The organism is Acidobacteriota bacterium, from assembly GCA_009861545.1.
Taxonomy (GTDB): domain Bacteria; phylum Acidobacteriota; class Vicinamibacteria; order Vicinamibacterales; family UBA8438; genus WTFV01.
In genome coordinates, this window is the sequence record VXME01000095.1 from 34,728 (window position 1) to 52,599 (window position 17,872).

18 protein-coding genes are annotated in these 17,872 nt (G+C 70.1%); 5 read left to right on the plus strand and 13 right to left on the minus strand.

The features are described from left to right. Nucleotides 1–65: 65 nt before the first annotated feature. On the minus strand, nucleotides 66–1,229 hold the full coding sequence (locus tag F4X11_15700; protein ID MYN66452.1) for an ATP-binding protein: 1,164 nt from the start codon (nucleotides 1,227–1,229) through the stop codon (nucleotides 66–68). Nucleotides 1,230–1,480: 251 nt separating this feature from the next. Here F4X11_15700 and F4X11_15705 point away from each other — a divergent pair, with 251 nt between their 5' ends. Together F4X11_15705 and F4X11_15710 are read left to right on the plus strand one after the other, a co-directional pair. Beyond that, nucleotides 1,481–1,915: a nucleotidyltransferase domain-containing protein gene (locus F4X11_15705; GenBank protein MYN66453.1), complete on the plus strand. Its 435-nt coding sequence runs from the start codon at nucleotides 1,481–1,483 to the stop codon at nucleotides 1,913–1,915. Further along, nucleotides 1,912–2,340: a DUF86 domain-containing protein gene (locus F4X11_15710; GenBank protein MYN66454.1), complete on the plus strand. Its 429-nt coding sequence runs from the start codon at nucleotides 1,912–1,914 to the stop codon at nucleotides 2,338–2,340. Before F4X11_15705 ends, F4X11_15710 begins: the two co-directional genes overlap by 4 nt. 58 nt (nucleotides 2,341–2,398) lie before the next feature. Here the strand turns inward: F4X11_15710 and F4X11_15715 are convergent, their stop codons facing one another. The 6 genes from F4X11_15715 to F4X11_15740 are packed head-to-tail and all read right to left on the minus strand — an operon-like array spanning nucleotide 2,399 to nucleotide 7,298. Further along, nucleotides 2,399–3,001, minus strand: coding sequence for a hypothetical protein (locus F4X11_15715; GenBank protein MYN66455.1), 603 nt, complete (start codon nucleotides 2,999–3,001; stop codon nucleotides 2,399–2,401). Nucleotides 3,002–3,010: 9 nt separating this feature from the next. Further along, nucleotides 3,011–4,009 carry a site-specific DNA-methyltransferase gene (locus F4X11_15720; protein MYN66456.1) on the minus strand — a complete coding sequence of 333 codons (999 nt, stop codon included), beginning with the start codon at nucleotides 4,007–4,009 and terminating at the stop codon, nucleotides 3,011–3,013. Between the two features lie 51 nt (nucleotides 4,010–4,060). Next, nucleotides 4,061–5,233, minus strand: coding sequence for a molybdopterin-synthase adenylyltransferase MoeB (gene moeB, locus F4X11_15725; GenBank protein MYN66457.1), 1,173 nt, complete (start codon nucleotides 5,231–5,233; stop codon nucleotides 4,061–4,063). Then, nucleotides 5,230–5,514 (minus strand): MoaD/ThiS family protein, encoded by a 285-nt coding sequence (locus F4X11_15730; protein ID MYN66458.1) that lies wholly within the window; start codon nucleotides 5,512–5,514, stop codon nucleotides 5,230–5,232. The genes moeB and F4X11_15730 overlap by 4 nt, the downstream gene beginning before the upstream one ends. Continuing rightward, entirely contained in the window at nucleotides 5,496–5,927 is a 432-nt protein-coding gene (locus F4X11_15735; protein ID MYN66459.1) for a M67 family metallopeptidase, read from the minus strand. The genes F4X11_15730 and F4X11_15735 overlap by 19 nt, the downstream gene beginning before the upstream one ends. Nucleotides 5,928–5,945: 18 nt before the next feature. Beyond that, the gene (locus F4X11_15740) at nucleotides 5,946–7,298 is read right to left on the minus strand and encodes a pyridoxal-phosphate dependent enzyme (protein MYN66460.1); all 1,353 of its coding nucleotides are present in this window, start codon (nucleotides 7,296–7,298) and stop codon (nucleotides 5,946–5,948) included. A gap of 240 nt (nucleotides 7,299–7,538) precedes the next feature. Between F4X11_15740 and F4X11_15745 the strand changes: the two genes are divergently transcribed. From F4X11_15745 to F4X11_15755, 3 genes are read left to right on the plus strand one after another with little or no spacing between them, the layout of a single operon-like run. Next, on the plus strand, nucleotides 7,539–9,359 hold the full coding sequence (locus F4X11_15745; protein MYN66461.1) for a PQQ-binding-like beta-propeller repeat protein: 1,821 nt from the start codon (nucleotides 7,539–7,541) through the stop codon (nucleotides 9,357–9,359). 55 nt (nucleotides 9,360–9,414) lie between these two features. Then, a complete protein-coding gene (locus F4X11_15750; protein MYN66462.1) occupies nucleotides 9,415–10,623 on the plus strand; it encodes an aminotransferase class I/II-fold pyridoxal phosphate-dependent enzyme in 1,209 nt (402 codons plus the stop codon). A gap of 33 nt (nucleotides 10,624–10,656) precedes the next feature. Continuing rightward, nucleotides 10,657–11,865: a CoA transferase gene (locus F4X11_15755; GenBank protein MYN66463.1), complete on the plus strand. Its 1,209-nt coding sequence runs from the start codon at nucleotides 10,657–10,659 to the stop codon at nucleotides 11,863–11,865. A 1-nt stretch (nucleotide 11,866) separates the two neighbouring features. Here the strand turns inward: F4X11_15755 and F4X11_15760 are convergent, their stop codons facing one another. The 6 genes from F4X11_15760 to F4X11_15785 all read right to left on the minus strand — a co-directional run bounded on the left by F4X11_15760 (nucleotide 11,867) and on the right by F4X11_15785 (nucleotide 17,802). Next, complete coding sequence (locus tag F4X11_15760) at nucleotides 11,867–12,295, minus strand: hypothetical protein (protein MYN66464.1); 429 nt, start codon at nucleotides 12,293–12,295, stop codon at nucleotides 11,867–11,869. 9 nt (nucleotides 12,296–12,304) lie between these two features. Next, nucleotides 12,305–12,733, minus strand: coding sequence for a hypothetical protein (locus F4X11_15765; protein ID MYN66465.1), 429 nt, complete (start codon nucleotides 12,731–12,733; stop codon nucleotides 12,305–12,307). 17 nt (nucleotides 12,734–12,750) lie between these two features. Beyond that, nucleotides 12,751–13,425, minus strand: a complete 675-nt coding sequence (locus F4X11_15770) for a metal-dependent transcriptional regulator (protein ID MYN66466.1) — start codon at nucleotides 13,423–13,425, stop codon at nucleotides 12,751–12,753. Between the two features lie 135 nt (nucleotides 13,426–13,560). Next, complete coding sequence (locus F4X11_15775) at nucleotides 13,561–14,979, minus strand: hypothetical protein (GenBank protein MYN66467.1); 1,419 nt, start codon at nucleotides 14,977–14,979, stop codon at nucleotides 13,561–13,563. A 400-nt stretch (nucleotides 14,980–15,379) separates the two neighbouring features. After that, nucleotides 15,380–16,534 carry a hypothetical protein gene (locus tag F4X11_15780; protein MYN66468.1) on the minus strand — a complete coding sequence of 385 codons (1,155 nt, stop codon included), beginning with the start codon at nucleotides 16,532–16,534 and terminating at the stop codon, nucleotides 15,380–15,382. A 71-nt stretch (nucleotides 16,535–16,605) separates the two neighbouring features. Next, nucleotides 16,606–17,802 (minus strand): RtcB family protein, encoded by a 1,197-nt coding sequence (locus tag F4X11_15785; GenBank protein MYN66469.1) that lies wholly within the window; start codon nucleotides 17,800–17,802, stop codon nucleotides 16,606–16,608. Nucleotides 17,803–17,872 lie beyond the last annotated feature (70 nt).

The following is a 17,872-nucleotide window of genomic DNA, read 5'->3' on the forward strand; positions in this document are numbered from 1 at the left end:
CTCGATGGCGCGACGGAGGCCCGGCGAGGAGTCGCTCGTCCCGGCCGGCCGCGAGCCCACCGGGGTCACTCGATGATCGCGTTCCCCCAGAGGCGTTCCAGAAAGACGCGCCACGGCAGCACATCGATGTCGCCGGAACGGCGCGGGGCAGTATCGTTACTGACGACGATGGCTTGCCGCGGACCGTGCTCCTCACGGAACGCGCGGATGCCCTTCATGTCTTCCGGCCGGACGCGGCTCGTGCCCTTCACTTCGATGGCCACCTCGGCCTCGCGACCGAGCACGAAGTCCACCTCCAGGCCTGACTTCGTCCGCCAGTACCGGATCGGGACATCCCGCTCCCGGTAGCTCCGAAAGGCCAGCAGCTCCATCAGCACGTAGTGCTCCAGGGCCTGCCCGAACGCCGGTCCCGCGGCGCGCTCCAGGCGGCGCCCGCTCAGGTAGCCGGCCACGCCGACGTCGAAGAGGTAGAACTTCGGCGCTCGGACGAGGACGGCGCGCGACCGTCGCCGGCTGAACGGCTCGAGGAACTCCCCGAGCAACGTGTCGACGAGGATCTGGAAGTACTCGCGCACCGTCTTGGCATCCACGCCGCAATCGCGCGCGACGCTACTGAAGTTCAGCACCTGCCGGTGGCAGAAGCCCAGCGCGTCGAAGAAGCGCGCGAAGGCCGACGCGTTGCGGGTCAGCCCCTCGGCGAAGACCTCCTCCTTCAGGTAGTCGTCGACGTACCCGGCCAGCGCGCGGCGATGGTGGGTGGCGTCGTAGTGCTGCGGCACGAGCCCCCGATTCAGCGCACGCAGCAGATCGAGCTCGGGAACCTCCGGCCACGCGAGCGGATGCAGCCCGAACCGCCACGCCCGGCCGCCCAGCAGGTTGGCCCCGCCCCGTTTCAGCTTCCGGGCACTCGATCCGCAGAGCACGAACGCCAGGCCGTGCTGCTCGATGAGCCGGTGCACCTCGTCGAGCAGGGCCGGCACCTTCTGCACCTCGTCGACGACGATGGGTCGACCGCGGCGACTCCCGTCGAGTGCCAGTACCCGCTCGGTGAACAGCCAGGGTTCACGCGTGAAGTCCAGAGCGGTGCGGGTCTCGAGCAGGTCGAAGCGGGCGGAGCCCGGGAACCGTTCGGCGAGCAACGTCGACTTGCCCGTCTTGCGCGGCCCCCACAGGAAGGCCGACTGCCGTTCCGGAAGGTCGAAAACGAGCTCGCGGCGGTACGAACCCATTCGGAGTGTATTCCTGCTTGGCTGGACCAATCAGGATTATATTCCGGGATGGTCTACACCGCCTGCTCCTGACCGAACCGGCCGAATGATGACGCGACCCGGGTCGGCGCGTTGCTCACCGGCCGGGCATCGCCCTCAGCAGGAACTGATCTCACCGATCCAAGAACGTACATCGGGCTGGTTCTCTTCGGCGGCCCTCGCACCGCCGGGCCGCCTTGCACCGCTCCGCGTCGATACCGCATGATGCAGACATGAAGTCCGGGCAGATCGAACGGTCGCTCATGGAGCGCCTTGGACGAGCGCTGGAGCCGCGGGCGGAAATCCTGGAGGCTTACCTGTTCGGTTCGCACGCCCGCGGGAACGCGCACCGCCGGAGCGATGTCGACGTCGCCGTCTATGTCGACGAAGCCCGCATCGAGGCCGGTCCCTTCGGGTACCAGGCAGACCTGACGACCGACCTGATGGCTGCGCTCGGAACGAACGCGATAGACGTCGTCGTCCTCAACGCCGCGCCGCCTCTGCTCTATCACCGCGTGCTGCGCGATGGTGTGCGGCTGCTCTCTCGGGATCTGCGAGCGACGACCAACCGCGCCGGACAGGCACTCTCCCGGTACTTCGACTTCCTCCCGCAGATGGCGAAGATGGACGCCGCGCGGCGCTTCGCGGCCGGCAAGGACCGTCGGTGACCCCTGGCCACATCGACCGGGAAGTCGTGGACCGGCACCTGATCGCCCTGCGCCAGGCGCTGGCCGCGCTGCGCCGGCACGCCGGCGTCTCGCCGCAATTGCTCCGCGCGGACTCCGACCTTCGATGGATCATCGAACGCGGCCTCCAGCTCTGTGCGCAGAACGCGCTCGACATCGCCAGCCACATCGCGTCCGCGACCGGCCTCGACCCGGCGACCTACGGCTCGGCCATCGACTGTCTCGTGGAAGCGAACGTGCTGCCGGCGCCGTTCGGTGAGCGCTTCCGCGCGATCGCCGGCTTCCGCAACGTGCTCGTGCACGGCTATCTCGACGTCGACCTCGACCTCGTCGCCAAGCTGCTTGGCGAGTCCCTCGACGACTTCGAGGAGTTCGCCGGTCACGTGGAACACTGGCTCGGCGAGTGACGATTCATGCTGCGCTCGACACGCATGGAACGTCCGGCCAGGCACCGCTTGGAGGCGATCAAACAGGGATAGCGTTGGGGTTCCTCTCCCTGACCTGCTCGACCAGCGTGTCGAAGAACGCGTCGAAGGTCTGCGACGTCGCCAGGATCGGTGGACCGGAACTGAAATCCACCTCCACCAGCACGAAGTCCTCCACGGTTCCCGTAGTCCAGGACGGCGGCCGACGGCCGGAAAGGGAGGTCGCGCGGTCTCGAAAGAGATTGCACCACGTCGAGCCATGCTTCTGGGAGAGGCTGTCTTCCGCAACGTTGAAGATCATGATGTAGCCGATCACGATCTCCGGCGAGTGAAGTTGGGCGTTCGCGACCTCGCCGACCAGGTCGTCGATTCGGTTGGGAACAGTTCCCCCGAGGTTCTTCAGCAGTGACTTGAGGGAGATTCCCAGGCGGTACTTCCTGTCGTACTGCCACGCGATGTCCCACCTCTTCTCCCGGCCGGCACCAGGAATCGACGCCTCCTTCTCGACGTCCTTCACGCCGCGGCGCGTCAGCTCCTGCACGCAGAAGTCGGCCAGCACATCGAGCCGCGAAGTCGAGGTCGCTTTGTCTTCGGTGACGGCTATCCGGTAGAGGTCGTCGACGGCGTCCTGGGCAGTGATCATCCGTGGCCCTCACGCCGTGGCGGACAGTCCTTGTTCCCTGTCGATCTCGCCGATGCTTACGTCCGTCGATCTCAGCAGGCTGGCCGTTTCGTTCCGCAGCCGCGCCAGCGCCTTTCCGTAGTACACCGGGTCGACCTCGATCCCGAGCGTGTTCCTGCCGCACGAAGCCGCGGCGACCTGCGTCGACGCGGTGCCGGTGAAGGGATCCAGCACGGTGTCGCCGACGAAGCTGAACATCCGGATGAGCCGGTCCGCGAGGGCAACCGGATAGGGTGCGGGATGGTCCCGGGTCGATGCGCCGGCGATATCCGTCCACACCTGCCGGAACATCGTCTTGAAGCTCGCCTCGGACAGCAGGCTGAGCGAGCGCGCGGCGCGGCTGGGCCGCCGGTAACCGCCGGCCTTCCGCTGCATCAGGATGAACTCGACGTCGTTCTTGATCACGGCGTTGGGCTCGTACGGCTTGCCCAGGAAACCGCCCGTGCCGCGCTCCACCTCGTGCGCCGCGTTCGCGATCTTGTACCAGATGATCGGCGCCAGGTTGTCGAACCCGAGTGCGCGGCAGCGCTCCTGGATGGACGCATGTAGCGGCACCACCGTATGCCGGCCGCTGTTCCGGCGCCGGGAGAGACACACGTCACCAACGACGCAAATGAGCCGTCCGCCTGGCACCAGCGCCCGATGACACATGCGCCAGACCTCGTCGAGCTGATCGAGGAACTCGTCGTAGTCTGCGACCCAGCCCAGTTGGCCCGCAGTGCGGCGGTACTCCTTGAGGGTCCAGTAGGGCGGCGAGGTGAGCACGAGGTGGACCGACTCGGGCGGCAGGACGGCGCGGCGGGCGTCCCCCAGCAACAACCGGTGACAAGTCGGCACGTGCGCCACGGCGGCACTGATCTTCGCCATGGCGGACCGATCCTTGGCGATCCGCGGCAGATCACGCGCCGGGTCGTCGAGCTGCCTGAACGGTTCCGGCACGAAAGCGTCGAGCGGCGCGTCGGCGGTCATCTCGCGTGCGTCCCGGACTCGGAATCAACGCTCCACCGAGCGGAGAAGACCTCAGTACTTCGGCAGCGACGGGTCGACGGCGTCGATCCAGCGCAGGATGCCGCCTTTCAGGTTCCTCGCCTGCGCGAAGCCGGCCTCGCGGAGCAGCTTGACGGCCTTCGCGCTGCGAACACCCGACTTGCAGTGGACGATCATCTCTCCGCGCCCTTCCAGCTCGTGGAGGCGGCTGGGCAGATCGCCGAGGGGGATGAGCGTCGATCCGGGAATGGAGCAGATCTGGTACTCCTGGGGCTCGCGGACATCGAGGATGAAGACACCGTCCCCGCTGTCGAGGCGCGCCTTGAGCAACTCGACGGTCGCTTCGTCGCCGGCGCCGGCCGCCGGCTCGGGCGCCGCCGGGGCGGCCGGAACGATGCCGCAGAACTGGTCGTAGTCGATGAGCTCCGTGAGGGTGGGCTCGTCGCCGCAGACCGGGCAGTCCGGGTCCCTGCGCAGCTTCAGCTCGCGGAAGCGCATCCGCAGCGCGTCGTAGACCAGGAAGCGGCCGATCAGCGGCTCGCCGACGCCCATGATGAGCTTGACCGTCTCGGTCGCCTGGATGGTGCCCACCACGCCGGGCAGGATGCCCAGAACCCCTCCCTCGGCGCAGCTCGGCACGAGGCCGGGAGGCGGCGGCTCCGGGTAGAGGCAGCGGTAGCACGGGCCGTCCTTGGCCCCGAAGACCGAGGCCTGCCCCTCGAAGCGAAAGATGCTGCCGTAGGCGTTCGGTATGCCGAGGATGACGCAGGCGTCGTTGACCAGATACCGGGTCGGGAAGTTGTCGGTTCCGTCGACGATGACGTCGTAGCCGCGCAGCACGTCGAGCGCGTTGGCGGACGAGAGCGCCACCTCGTGGGTCTCTATATGGACCTCGGGGTTGATGGCGTTCAGGGCGTCGCGCGCCGAGTCGAGCTTCGGCCGCCCGACGTCCGGCGTGCCGTGGATCACCTGCCGCTGCAGGTTGCTGTAGTCGACCACGTCGAAGTCGACGATGCCGAGCCGGCCCACGCCGGCCGCGGCCAGGTACATCGCCACCGGCGAGCCGAGGCCCCCGGCGCCGATGCAGAGGACGCTGGCCGCCTTCAGCTTCAACTGCCCGTCCATGCCGACCTCCGGCATGATCAGGTGGCGGCTGTAGCGGGCGACCTCCTCGTTGCTGAGCGCCGGCGGCGCCGCCACGGTCACGACCCCACCCCGCCCGCCACCGACGGGATGATGCTGACGGTGTCGCCGTCCTTGACCGGCGTCGCTTCCCTCTCCAGGAAGCGGATGTCGTCGTCGTTGAGGTAGATGGCGACGAAGCTGCGCAGCTTGCCCTCGTCGTTGTAGAGGTGCTTGCGCAGGTCCGAGTACCGCGCCGTCATGTTGGCGAGCAGCTCGCCGACCGTACCGCCCTCGGCCTCGACGACGTCCTGCTTGTCCACGTAGACGCGCAACGGCGTCGGAATCAGAATCCTGGTTGGCATGATGTTTCCTCGATGGCGACCTGCTCTTCGTCGAACGCCGACCGGTCCTCGCGCAACCGCCACGAGGTCAGCGCCCCCGGCTCGCCCCCCGCGACCGAGACGATGACGTAGGCGAATACGGGCCAGGCGTGGTCCAGGTCGTACTGCGACGGGCGCGCCGGATGGTCCGGGTGCGAGTGATAGAAGCCCAGCAGATCGGCGCCCAGCGCGTCCGCCCGCCGCTCGGCCGCGCGGTAGTCGACCGGCCGCACGCGAAACCGGCGACGCGATCCTTCCTCGGTCGTATTGGGCAGGGCCAGCGCCTCGACCACCCGATCGCCCCTGCCGATGAGCGCCCCGCAGCATTCGTGCGGGTACGTCTCCCGGCCGTGGCGCCGGATGCCGGCGTCGGCCTCGGCGCACAGCGTCAGCATCGGTCGCCCCACGTCGGCTCAGTCCGACTCCGCGCCGGACTCGATGGCGAAGCCCTTCTCCCGCCACGCGAGCGTGCCGCCCGTCATGCTCCGCACGTTGCGGTAGCCGAGCGACTTGAGGAACAGCAGCCCCGACAGCGACGCGTTCCCGCGCTGGCAGACGCTCAGGATCGGCGCGTCGCGATCCGCCGGCAGCCCGGCGTGGTTCTCCGCCAGCTCGGCCAGCGGCCGGTTGACGGCGCCGGGCACGTGCGCCTCCTCGTACTGCTTCCGGGGCCGGACGTCGATCACGAACGGCTTGCCGTTCTGAAGTTGCGCGTGCGCCGATTCGACGTCGATGGTCAGGTCGGGATTGCCCCGCACGTTCTCCTTCATCGTGTCGAGCAGCGGATTGGGCGGCAGCGCGGCCGGCTTCGCCCCCTGCGCGACGAGCCCCGGCAGGTGCTTCACCACCGACGAGGCGTACTTGAAGGCGTTGTCGGGGAAGATCACCACCACGACGTTGCCCGGCTCGTCGGGCACCAGCTTGAACGCGCCGGCCAGGGCCATGGCCGAGCTGGGACCGGCGACGAGGCTCTCCTCGCGGTTGAGCCGCAGGCAGAGCTCGAACGCTTCCTGGTTGTTCACCTCGACCAGCCCGTCGTACTCGTCCGGGAAGAACAGCTTCGTCTGCTGGAGCTGCCGGATGCTGCGGACGCCCGGGATGTCGTGCCCCTCGCTCGGATGCACGCCGAGCACGTGCACGCCGTCGCCCTGCTCCTTGAGAAACCGCCCGGTCCCGGTGATGGTGCCGCAGGTACCGAGGCCGGCGACGAAGTGCGTCACCCGGCCCGCGGTCTGGCGCCAGATCTCCGGCCCCGTCGTCTTGTAGTGCGCCTCGGGGTTCGCTTCGTTGACGTACTGGTTCAGCATGTGGAAATCGGGTCGGTCGCCGATCTCCATCGCTTTCGCGATAGCGCCTTCCGGGGCGCCCGGGGCCGGGCACAGGGTGTCGGCCAGCTCCATCACGTCGGCCCCGAAGAACCGCAGCATGGTGCGCTTCTCCAGCGGAATCTCGCTCGACAGCGGCGTCGTCAGCGAGTAGCCCTTCGCGTTGGCGATCATCGCCAGCGCCATGCCGGTGTTGCCGGAGGTCGGCTCCACCAGCTTCTGCTTCTCCTGCACCGTTTGCCGCGCCTCGCCGTCCGCGAGCAGGTTCGCCGCGACCCGGTCCTTGACCGCCCCGAACGGGTTGTACCACTCCAGCTTGCCGTAGACCTGGGTGTGCCGGAACGGCGTCACGCGGTTCAGGCGAACCAGCGGCGTCGGGTTGTCGGCGTCGGAGAGCAGCCCGAGAATCGAGTCGTAGACGCGCAGCCCGTGATCATCCATAACCCTTTAGATCCTAACCGATCACGCGCCTCGCCCAAGCCGTGACAAGGCCCCGCGGGGACGCTCCGCAACCTGACCGGACGGCGCGGCGCGAGTGTCCGCGGCACTGTCCCGCCGACCTGGCGAACCGGCGGCCGGAGGCAGTCCCGAAGGTGCGAAACGCACCCGGTTGGCGTATGGTTGCGGGCAGCGACGAGGGTGATCCTGCGCCGTACGGACGCCGAAGCCGCTCCTGAGGAGATGACGATGCCGAATCGACCGCTTGCGTTGGCGAGCCTGTTGCTCGGACTGGCGATGCTGGCTTTCTCACCCCTGCTGAGCGCGGAGCAGGGCGAGACCCTCACCCGCGAGGTGCGGCCGTTCGTGCCGGTCACCGACGAGATGCTGCGGAACCCCGACCCCGGGGACTGGCTGATGACGCACCGGACGTACGACTTCCAGACCTACAGCCCGCTGGACGAGATCGACCGCGACAACGTGCACACGCTCCAGGTCGCCTGGATGCGGGCGATGGACGAGGGACCGCAGCAGACCCAGCCGCTCGTCTACGACGGGGTGATGTATCTGGCGAACAACGACGATCACATCCAGGCGCTCGACGCGACGACCGGCGACCTGCTCTGGGACTACCGGCGGCAGCTTCCGGCCGACCTGCGCCAGTACGTCACGCTGGGCAACCGGACCCGGAACCTGGCCATCTACGGCAACCACATCTACCACCTGACCGCCGACGCGCACCTGCTGGCGCTGGACGCGCGCACCGGCGAGGTGGCCTTCGACACCGAGATGGCCGACTACCGAGCGGGGATCACCCACTCTACCGGCGCCATGATCATCGACGGCAGGGTGCTCGCCGGGAGGGCCTGCTTCCCCACCGAGATCCCGGCGCGCTGCTTCATCTCGGCCCACGATTCGGACACCGGAGAGGAGCTCTGGCGGGTCTACACGGCGGCCGGCGCGGACGACCCCGGCGGGCAGACGTGGGGCAACGTGCCGACGTCGGAGCGGATGCACGTGTCGGCGTGGGGCGCCCCGGGCAGCTACGATCCGGAGCTCGGCCTCATCTACTGGGGCATCGCCGTCCCGATGCCCTATACCCGCATCATGCGCCGCGGCCACTGGGACGTCGGCGACAGCACGCCCTGCGAGCTGTACTCCAATTCGACGGTGGCCCTCGCCGTCGGCGACGGCGCCATGGAGTGGTACTACCAGCACCTCCCCTGCGACGACTGGGACCAGGACTTCGTGCAGGAGCGCACCCTCATCGACACGGTGGTCGACCCCGACCCCGAGGCGGTCATGTGGATCAACCCGCGCCTCGCCGGCACGGCCGAGCAGCGCAAGGTCGCCGTGACGATGGGCGAGCCGGGCGGCCTGTTCGTCCTCGATCGCGAAACCGGCGAGTTCCTGTGGGGGCACCCGCTCCCCTACGAGAGCACGGAGCGGTTCGTCATCAGCGACATCGACCCGGCGACCGGACAGGTCTTCATCAACATGGACCTGGTGGCGCGGGAGGTCGGCGACCAGTTCGTCATCTGCGGGCACAACGTCAAGGGCTGGTGGTCGTGGTCGTACAGCCCGCGGACCGGCATGCTCTACATCCCGATCAACCGGTCCTGCCTGAACCAGACCGCCAACGACCGGACCGTCTCGGGCACGAGCCCGCGGTTCACGCAGCCCGAGCCGGGCTTCGAGGACGACGGCCACCTGACCGAGGTGCGGGCCGTGGACATCTCGACCGGGCGCGAGGCGTGGCGCTACACGCAGCGGGCGCCGAACGCCGGGTCGACGCTCGCCACGGCCGGCAACGTGGTCTTCCACGGGGACCTGAACCGCCGCTACCGCGCCTTCGACGCCGAGACCGGCGAGGTGCTGTGGGAGACGATTCTGGGCAGCCAGATCACCGGCTTTCCGGTCACCTACGAGGCGGGCGGGAAGCAGTACCTCACCGTGCCGGTGGGCGGTGCGGCGATATTTCGCATGAGCAACTACGCGCCGGAGCTGGAGGCGCCGATGGGCAGCAACGTGCTGGTCACGTTCGCGCTGCCGCCGTCGCGATGAACGGGCGTCGGCGAGCGCGACCTCGAAGGGGGGCCGATCCGCATCGCGTTGTACGATGGGGCCGGCGAGGATAGGGAACCACCGAGGTCGAGTCATGAGAATCCCCCCCTTCGAGCTCGAGCGCTTCCAGTCGCTCCACGAGCACCGGGTCGAGATCAACCTGACGGAGAGCGGCGTGGAGCCGCTGGAAGTGGGCGAGCTGCTCGGCCCGGACGCCGCCGGACTGCTGCTGGACCAGCCGCTCGCCTACACCCAGTCCAACGGGACGCCCGAGCTGCGCGCCGCCGTCGCGGCAACCCTCCCCGGCGCCGCCGAGCACCACGTGCTCGTCGCCAACGGCGGCGCCGAGGCCAACTTCGTCGCCTGCTGGCGCCTGATCGAGCCGGGCGACGAGGTCGTGGTGATGCAGCCGAACTACGGGCAGGTGCAGGGCCTGGCCGAGGGGTTCGGCGCCATCGTCCGGCCCTGGCCGCTGCGCGAGGAGCGCGCCCAGCCGTCACCCCGCTGGGCGCCCGACGTCGACGAGCTGCGCGCGCTGGTGTCGGCTCGCACGAAGCTCGTCGCCATCTGCAACCCGAACAACCCGACCGGGGCGCGGCTGACCGAGGCCGAGGTGGCGGCGGTCTGCGAGATTGCGGGCCGTCACGGCGCCTGGGTGTTGTCCGACGAGATCTACCGCGGCGTCGAGCACGACGGCGTCGAGACCCCGAGCGTGTGGGGCCGGACCGAGCGGGTGATCGTCACCGGGGGCCTGTCGAAGGCCTACGGCCTGCCCGGCCTGCGCATCGGCTGGGCGATCGCCGCCGAGGACATGGCCGCCGAACTCTGGAGCCGCCGCGACTACACGACGATTGCCCCGAGTGCGCTGAGCGACCGGCTCGCCCGCCACGCCCTGGTCCCGGCCCGCCGGACGGCCCTGCTGGAGCGCACCCGGCGGCTGATCGCCGCCAACTTCCCGATCGTCGGCGCCTGGCTCGACGCGCACGCCGGGAATCTGGCGTGGGTGCCCCCCGAGGCCGGGGCGATCGGATTCGTCCGGTACGGCCACGACATCGGATCGACCGCGCTCGCCGACCGTCTCCGGCAGACCGCCGGCGTGCTGGTGGTTCCCGGCGACCACTTCGGCCTCGACGGCTGGCTGCGGATCGGTTGCGGCGGCCGCGCCGCGTCCCTGCGGGAAGGACTCGCCCGGCTCGACCGCGTGCTGGCCGATCTGCCGCAACGGGCCGCCCGGTTCCCGGCCGGCGCCGACGCCGCGGGATAGATCGCACTCCGCTCCGACCAGGAAACCGCAACCATGACAGAGAAGCAGTCCGCTACGCCCGGCGCCCTCGACGGCGTGACCGTGCTCGACCTGACCCGCGTGCTCTCCGGCCCCTACTGCACGATGATGCTCGCCGACATGGGCGCCCGCGTCATCAAGGTGGAGCAGCCGGGCAAGGGCGACGACACCCGCGCCTGGGGACCGCCGTTCCAGGACGGCGAGAGCGCCTACTTCATGAGCATCAACCGGAACAAGGAGAGCGTCACCCTCAACCTGAAGCATCCGGGCGGACGCAAGGTGCTGGACGCGCTGATCGAGCGGGCCGACGTCCTGGTCGAGAACTTCCGGCCGGGCACCCTGGACCGGATGGGGCTGGGCTACGCGGATCTCTCCGAGCGGAGGCCGGACCTCGTCTACTGCTCCATCTCCGGCTTCGGCCAGACCGGCCCCCGGCGGCGGGAACCGGGCTACGACGCGGTCATGCAGGGCGAAGGCGGCCTGATGAGCATTACCGGCGCGCCCGACGGCCCCGGCTACCGGCTGGGAGTGGCCATCGCCGACATCGCTTCGGGGATGTTCTCGGCCTACGGCGTCGCCGTCGCCCTGCTCGCCCGGCACCGCACCGGCCGCGGGCAGCTCGTCGACGTGGGCATGCTGGACTCGGTGGCGGCGCTGCTTACCTACCAGGCGGGCATCTACTTCGCCACCGGCACGCCGCCGGGCAAGCTCGGCAACCTGCACCCGACGATCACGCCCTACGAGACCCTCGAGGCCGCCGACGGCGATCTGGTCGTCGCGGCCGGCAACGATCAGCTCTGGCGGACGTTCTGCGGGGTGCTCGGCCTGGAGGCGCTGGCCGACGATCCGCGGTTCCGCACCAACAAGGACCGGGTCGGCGCGCGGGAAGCCTTGCGTCCGCTGCTGGTCGAGCGGCTGCGCACGCGGCCGGCCGCGGAGTGGCTGGCGGAGCTGAAGGCGGCCGGGGTCCCCTGCGGCGGCGTTCGCGATTTCGAGCAGGTGCTGACCGACCCGCAGATCGTCGAGCGCGCGATGGTAATCGCACTGGAGCATCCGGTGGCCGGCGCCATCCGCCAGCTCGGCGTCCCGGTCAAGCTGGGCGACACGCCGGGGGCGGTTCGCACGCCGCCCCCGGTGCTGGGACAGCACACGAGCGCCATTCTCGGCGAGCTCGGGTACTCGGCAGCGGAAATCGAGCGGCTGGCGAACGACGGCGCGGTCTGAGCTACCGTTCCACCACGGGCGCCAGCGCCGACAGTACGAAATCCAGCAGCGCTTCCGGGGCGAGGTCGCCGAGGGCTGGATGCTCGGCGACGACGCGCTCGTCGCTCAACAGGCGCTGGCCCCGCGCGTAGGTCATCCTGCCCATCAGCGCGGGCGGATCCCGGGTCGTGTCGAGCGCGATCTCGATGACGTCCTCGCTGGCGCCGCCCGGCGACAGGCGCACGGCTCCCGCCGGTGTCTCCACCGCGAAGCGATAGCCCTCGGCCTTCAGCGCCGAGGCCACGGTCCTGAAGAGCGGCGCGGCCACGACACGGAGTACTCGCCGCCCCTCCTCCTCGGCCGCCGCCGCGTGCCGGCGTCTCTCCTGCGCCCGCGACCGCGCGTCGTCGATGGCGCGCCGCACACGGCGCCGAACGTCTCCGGTGTCCATGTCGTCCCGTCAGTCCCGCGGCGCCGCGCCCGCCTCGTAGATGCGCACCAGCTCGATCAGCTTGTAGCCCCGGGTCTGGTAGGGCGGAATCACCCGCTGGGTGTGCAGGTACTGGATCAAGCCCTCGTCGGCGTAGTCCGGCTCCCCCAGCTCCGACTCGTCCGCCAGGGCCGTTTCGAGCGCCTCCATCGTCATGACCTTCTCGGCCACGGTCCGCCGAACGGGGATGACGCCCCACAGGCGGCGCCGCTCCTGTCGGTCGCGCGTCCGGAAGCCGACGTAGATCTCGTTGCTGATGAAGTTGTAGTCGACCTCCGCCCGCGTCGCCACCGCGTCCTCGACCCGCAGGAAGACGATGTCGTCCCGCTCGGCGAGCCACGCCAGCAACTGCTCGGTGAAGTCGCCCTCGCCCGACCACTTCTCCCGATCGATGTCCATCGCCTCCCCAACCGCGCTCAACCGCGCGGCGCCACCAGCAGCTTCGCCGCCGCCCGCATGCCGATCATCACCGGACGATCCGGCGCGACGCGGACCTGCACGTGATCGGCCGCCGAGTCACGCACCGCGACCCGGATCGACTGGCCGGGCGTCAGGTCGTGGCTCTCCAGGAAGCGGAGGAACTCGGCGTCCTGGTCGGTGACCCGCGTCAGAACGACCGGCGTGTCCAGCGGACAGGTCAGCAGGCTCTGGTAGCGCGGCCTCGCGATGGCGCCGTCGGGGTCCGGAATCGGATCCCCGTGGGGATCGACCGCCGGCCGGCCGAGCATGGCGTCGATCCGGTCGATGAGTCGATCGGACGCCGCGTGCTCGAGCCGCTCGGCCTCGTCGTGCACCTCGGCCCAGCTCATGTCCAGCACCTTCACCAGGAACAGCTCGATCAGACGGTGGCGGCGAAGCACCAGCGCGGCCAGCTTCTGCCCCGCGGGGGTCAGGCGCACGCCGGCGTACGGCTCGTAGCGCACGAGCCCCGAGTCGGCCAGGGCCTTCACCATCGTGGTGGCGGTCCCGGGCACCACGTGAAGGGCGCTGGCGAGCCGCCCCATCGGCACCAGCGCGCCATCCTCACCGTGAGCGATCTCGGCCTGATAGATGGCCTTCAGATAGTTCTCGACGGTGCTGGAGGGCGGCATGCGCGGCAGAAGCGTACCACGGCGACCGGCCTCCGGGCCGCGTGAGAATCCGCGATCCGCGTCGGTCGCGCACCGGGCGGTCAGCGTCTCCGCCGCGATTCTCGGAAGCTGCGGCGTAGAAGCGGGACGGACGCCCTAGAGCGAGTCGAGAAACGCCGCCAGCGCCGCGCGGTCGGCCGGCGCGAGGCGCTCGAAGCCCTCCCGCGCCAGGGCCGCCTCGTTCCCGTGCCGCCGGATCGCCTCGACCGCCGTGGCGGCGCTGCCGTCGTGCAGCAGCGGACGCCGAAAACGCAGGCCCCAGAGCGGCGGGGTCCGCATCTCGTCCGGCTCGGCGCTGGCCTGCCGAATGCCGTCGCCGGTCCCCACGTCGTGCAGCAGGAGGTCCGAGAACAGTGCGACCGGCTGCCGGTCGAAGAGCGGATTGGCGCTCGGTCCGGTCGCGAGCACCGGCACGTGGCACGCCGCGCAGCCGATGGCGTCGAAGACCTCGCGGCCCAGCGCCGTCAGCGGCGAGCGGGGTCCCCGCGCGGGCGGCGCCAGCAGCCGCATGAACGACTCGAAGTTGTCGATGCCGCGCCGGCCGGTGGGCGGATCGACGATGTCCTCGGGGTCCGGCGCCTCGTCGCAGAGCGCGAGCTGCCGCGCCGACAGCCGGAACGTGAGCTCGGCCGGAAACAGGTCGTTCGTAATCCCCATCTCGTTGCGATAGGCGTCGGCCCCGAAGTCTAGCAGCGTCGCCCGCTGCGACTTCCACCCGAAGCGGCCCACCCGCGGCTCGCCGGTCGCCAGATCGACAACGATCGGAGCCCGCCCGCTGACCCCGTCGCGGTCGAGATCGTCCGCATCGGCGAGCGCCTCGAGCGCCGCGTCGGGAATCGCTTCGATCAGGCCGGCGCCGAACAGCGGGATCGGAACCCGCTTGGCGATGACGTTCGCTTCGGGCGGGATCACCGACTGGCAGGCATGGGTCGGGATCGAGAAGATCTGGAACAGCGAGCCGCGGCCCGGCTCGACGTCGCGGTACGTTCCGTCCGGCTCCCGGATGCCGGCGCGCGTGGTGGTCATGGGCGCGATCCCGCCGATGGCCGGCACGTTGTGGCAGCCCGCGCAGCTCGTGTTGTTGTAGGCCGGGCCGAGCCCTTCCTCGGCGTCCTCGACCTCCAGGAAGTCGTCGAGGCCGAGCATGAACTCCTCGAACTCGACCGGGGTCAGGCCGGGCAGCGGATCGCCGGGCAGCACCTGATGCTGTGCCGCGGGCCGCCCGACCGCGAGGAACGCCAGCGCCAGCAGCACCGCCCCGGCCGTGGCCCCCCTCCGCGCAACCGCTCCGGCCGCGGCCGACCGCCGTGCAAGCGCGCATCGCTCGGCAATCATCGGGATCCACCGCCGTCCGCACCGCTCGGCGATCATCGGGATCCACCGCCGTCCGCGCCGCTCGACGCCCTCCCGGCAGGCGCTTCGACGGCGGCGCCCCGCCGATCGGCCGGCGAGTGGTCCTCGACGACGATCGCGCCCCGCATGAAGTTGTGGCCGGCCCCGCACAGCCGCGAGCATTCGAAGTCGTACCGCCCGACCTCGACCGCCTCGAAGACGACCACCGCCTCGCCCTGGCGCCGTTTCGGCACCAGCAGGTTCACGTTGCGGCCGACGATGCGGAATCCGTGCATCGTGTCGTCGCTTCGAATGCGCAGCTCCAGGGTGGTGCCGCGCGCCACGCGGATCTCGGACGGCGTGAAGCTGAACCGCTCGGCCAGGATCCGCACGACGCGGCGCTCGTGATCTACCGGCCCGCAAGCCGCCACCTGCTCATCCCGCGGACCGCTGGCCGCCTCCTGCCCACGCCCCGGGCCGCGGGCCGCCTCCAACCCGGCCGCGGCCGACCGCGCCGGCCCCCCGTCCACGCCGGGCAGCAGCACGCCGGCCGCCAGAACCGCCGCTGCCAGCCGGCGCCGCATCAGAACCACCACCCCAGCCCGACGTTGAAGGCGTTGGGCCCGTCGATGACGGTGCTCCGGTTGCGGAGCACCGTGTAGTCCACCTTGACCGCCACGTCGGGATCGGGAAACCAGGTGGCGCCGAGAATCCAGGCGTCGCGGTCGAACGCCGGCAACGGCGCGAACCCGGCCGGCATGCGGTACTGCGTGTCGAAATTCTCGTAGCGCAGGAACAGGGCCACCTCGCGCGGGGCCGGCCGGGGGACGATGAAGTACGAGCCCTCCAGATAGAAGCCGCGCATCTGCTCGGCCACGTTGGGGCTGACGCCGGTGATGCGCGTGACGGCGCGGTTCAGGTCCTCCATCCCGTCGAGGAACACGTGCGCGTAGAGCCCGCGCAGGGCGAATTCGCCGACGCGCCAGCGCCCGTCGGCCTCGGCCAGGGTGACGCCGGTGTCCACGCGGGGAAACGCGAACCCCGTGTCGCCGCTCCACACGCTGGCGCCGAGCACCAGGCCCGGCGTTCCCACGTACTCCACCCGGCCGGTGCCGGCCACGTGCCGGCCGTTCGCCTCGGCGCCCTTCTGCCGCCCCTCGCGCAGCCCCTCGTCGGCGCTGAACCGCGCCGCGTCGAGCGTCTCCATCGCGTACGCGCGGTAGCGGAAGCCGCCCCGCAGCTCGCCGTGCACGCCGGCCCCGGCTCCGAACCAGGTGGTCGGGATGATCAAGGTCTCCACGAACGGCCGCTCGACGCCGTGAAAAACCGGCGGCTCGTGCCGCTCGTTGATGACCCCGACCGGCGCCAGCACCATCCCCGCCCGCAGGTTGAACGGCCGGCTGACGAGGAAGTCGACGTAGGCCTGCTCCAGCTCCAGCTCCCCGTCCGTCTCCGGCGAGACGACGGCGTGCTCCAGCTCCAGCTCCGACACGAAGCGCACGCGCTCCGAGAAGCTGTGGGTGAAGAGCAGCACGAAGCGGTGAAAGTCGAGCACCGGGTCGGCGTGCTGCGCGTCGTTGACGTGGAAGTCCATGTAGCCGGAGATCGGCCCGGTCCGGGACGTCGCGGCGCCGCCCGCAGGCTCCGGGGATTGCTGCGCGGAAGCCGCGGCCGCGCAGCCGGCGAGCAGCACGGCCGCTATTTTGCAGGACAGAAACTGTGATTTTGTGGTATGCATGTTTTGTATTTTGATTATTCAAAAACAACAGGGACATGTCAAGCCGCTACCGCCGCCGCTGTTTCGAGGCGCTACCCCTTCACGCAGACGACCTGCTTGAGGGTGTGGACCACGTCGACGAGATCGGAGGAGTTCGCCATCACCGTGTCGATGTCCTTGTAGGCGCCGGGGATCTCGTCGACGACGCCGGCGTCCTTGCGGCACTCGACGCCCGCCGTCTGGCGTTCCAGGTCTGCCGCGGTGTAGGCGGCCTTCGCCTGCGAGCGGCTCATCCGCCGCCCCGCCCCGTGGGCGCACGATTGGAGCGACTCCTCCGATCCGCGCCCCCGCACGATGTACGACCGCGCCCCCATGCTGCCCGGAATGATGCCCAGGTCGCCGCGCCCGGCCCGGATCGCTCCCTTGCGGGTCACGTAGAGCGGCTCGCCGAAGTGCTCCTCCTCCGCCACATAGTTGTGGTGGCACTCCACCGCCCTCCCGTCCACCCCGAACGGCGGCAGCAGCCCCCGCAGCGCGGCAAGGATGCGCGTCATCATCAGACGGCGGTTCTCGAGGGCGTAGCGCTGCGCCCAGGTGAGCGCGTCGACGTAGTCGGCGAAGTGGTCCGAGCCCTCCTCCAGGTAGGCGAGGTCCCTGGCCGGCAGGCGGGCGAGGTGGCGTTCCATGTCGCGCTTCGCAAGCTGCGTGAAGTAGCGGCCGAGCACGTTACCCACGCCGCGGCTGCCGGAATGGAGCATCACCCAGACCCGGTCCGCCTCGTCGAGGCACACCTCGATGAAGTGGTTGCCGCCGCCCAGCGTGCCGAGCTGCCGCGGCCACTTGGCGCGCACGCCGCGGATCATCTTCTCGATGCGGTCGTGGCGCTCCAGGATGCGTGCGAGGCCGGGCCGCAACGCGTCCAGCACGCCGGCGTCCGCGACCGGCTCCGCATGGGCGGAGAAGCCGACCGGCACCGCGTCCTCGATCGCCTCACGGACGGGACGCAGTGAATCGGGCAGCTTCGAGGCGTCCAGCGTGAGACGCGCGGCGCTCATGCCGCAGCCGATGTCGACGCCGACCGCGGCCGGGATCAGCGCGCGCCTGGTCGGAATGACGGACCCGACGGTCGCTCCGATGCCCACGTGCACGTCGGGCATGGCGGCCACGTGGCCCACGACGATCGGCAGCCGCGACACCGCCGCGAGCTGCTGGATGGACGCCTGGTCCACGTCGTCCGTGAAGATCTTGACCGGGACCCCGCCCCGCTCGAGCACCTGCCGCACCGGCATTCCCAGCCCTCCTTCGATCAGGCCAACCTTTCATTCTGACATGAAACCGGTTGGCGACCGGCGGCGAAAG

Excerpts from the sequence above, each read along its gene's own strand:
- F4X11_15745 (MYN66461.1), top strand. The coding sequence starts at position 7,539 with ATGACGATGCCGAATCGACCGCTTGCGTTGGCGAGCCTGTTGCTCGGA.
- F4X11_15720 (MYN66456.1), bottom strand. The coding sequence starts at position 4,009 with ATGACCGCCGACGCGCCGCTCGACGCTTTCGTGCCGGAACCGTTCAGG.
- F4X11_15780 (MYN66468.1), bottom strand. The coding sequence starts at position 16,534 with ATGCATACCACAAAATCACAGTTTCTGTCCTGCAAAATAGCGGCCGTG.
- F4X11_15705 (MYN66453.1), top strand. The coding sequence starts at position 1,481 with ATGAAGTCCGGGCAGATCGAACGGTCGCTCATGGAGCGCCTTGGACGA.
- F4X11_15750 (MYN66462.1), top strand. The coding sequence starts at position 9,415 with ATGGGGCCGGCGAGGATAGGGAACCACCGAGGTCGAGTCATGAGAATC.
- F4X11_15775 (MYN66467.1), bottom strand. The coding sequence starts at position 14,979 with ATGCTCGCGGCTGTGCGGGGCCGGCCACAACTTCATGCGGGGCGCGAT.
- F4X11_15740 (MYN66460.1), bottom strand. The coding sequence starts at position 7,298 with ATGGATGATCACGGGCTGCGCGTCTACGACTCGATTCTCGGGCTGCTC.
- F4X11_15760 (MYN66464.1), bottom strand. The coding sequence starts at position 12,295 with ATGGACACCGGAGACGTTCGGCGCCGTGTGCGGCGCGCCATCGACGAC.
- F4X11_15765 (MYN66465.1), bottom strand. The coding sequence starts at position 12,733 with ATGGACATCGATCGGGAGAAGTGGTCGGGCGAGGGCGACTTCACCGAG.
- F4X11_15735 (MYN66459.1), bottom strand. The coding sequence starts at position 5,927 with ATGCTGACGCTGTGCGCCGAGGCCGACGCCGGCATCCGGCGCCACGGC.
- F4X11_15700 (MYN66452.1), bottom strand. The coding sequence starts at position 1,229 with ATGGGTTCGTACCGCCGCGAGCTCGTTTTCGACCTTCCGGAACGGCAG.
- F4X11_15730 (MYN66458.1), bottom strand. The coding sequence starts at position 5,514 with ATGCCAACCAGGATTCTGATTCCGACGCCGTTGCGCGTCTACGTGGAC.
- F4X11_15785 (MYN66469.1), bottom strand. The coding sequence starts at position 17,802 with ATGCCGGTGCGGCAGGTGCTCGAGCGGGGCGGGGTCCCGGTCAAGATC.
- F4X11_15755 (MYN66463.1), top strand. The coding sequence starts at position 10,657 with ATGACAGAGAAGCAGTCCGCTACGCCCGGCGCCCTCGACGGCGTGACC.
- F4X11_15770 (MYN66466.1), bottom strand. The coding sequence starts at position 13,425 with ATGCCGCCCTCCAGCACCGTCGAGAACTATCTGAAGGCCATCTATCAG.
- F4X11_15715 (MYN66455.1), bottom strand. The coding sequence starts at position 3,001 with ATGATCACTGCCCAGGACGCCGTCGACGACCTCTACCGGATAGCCGTC.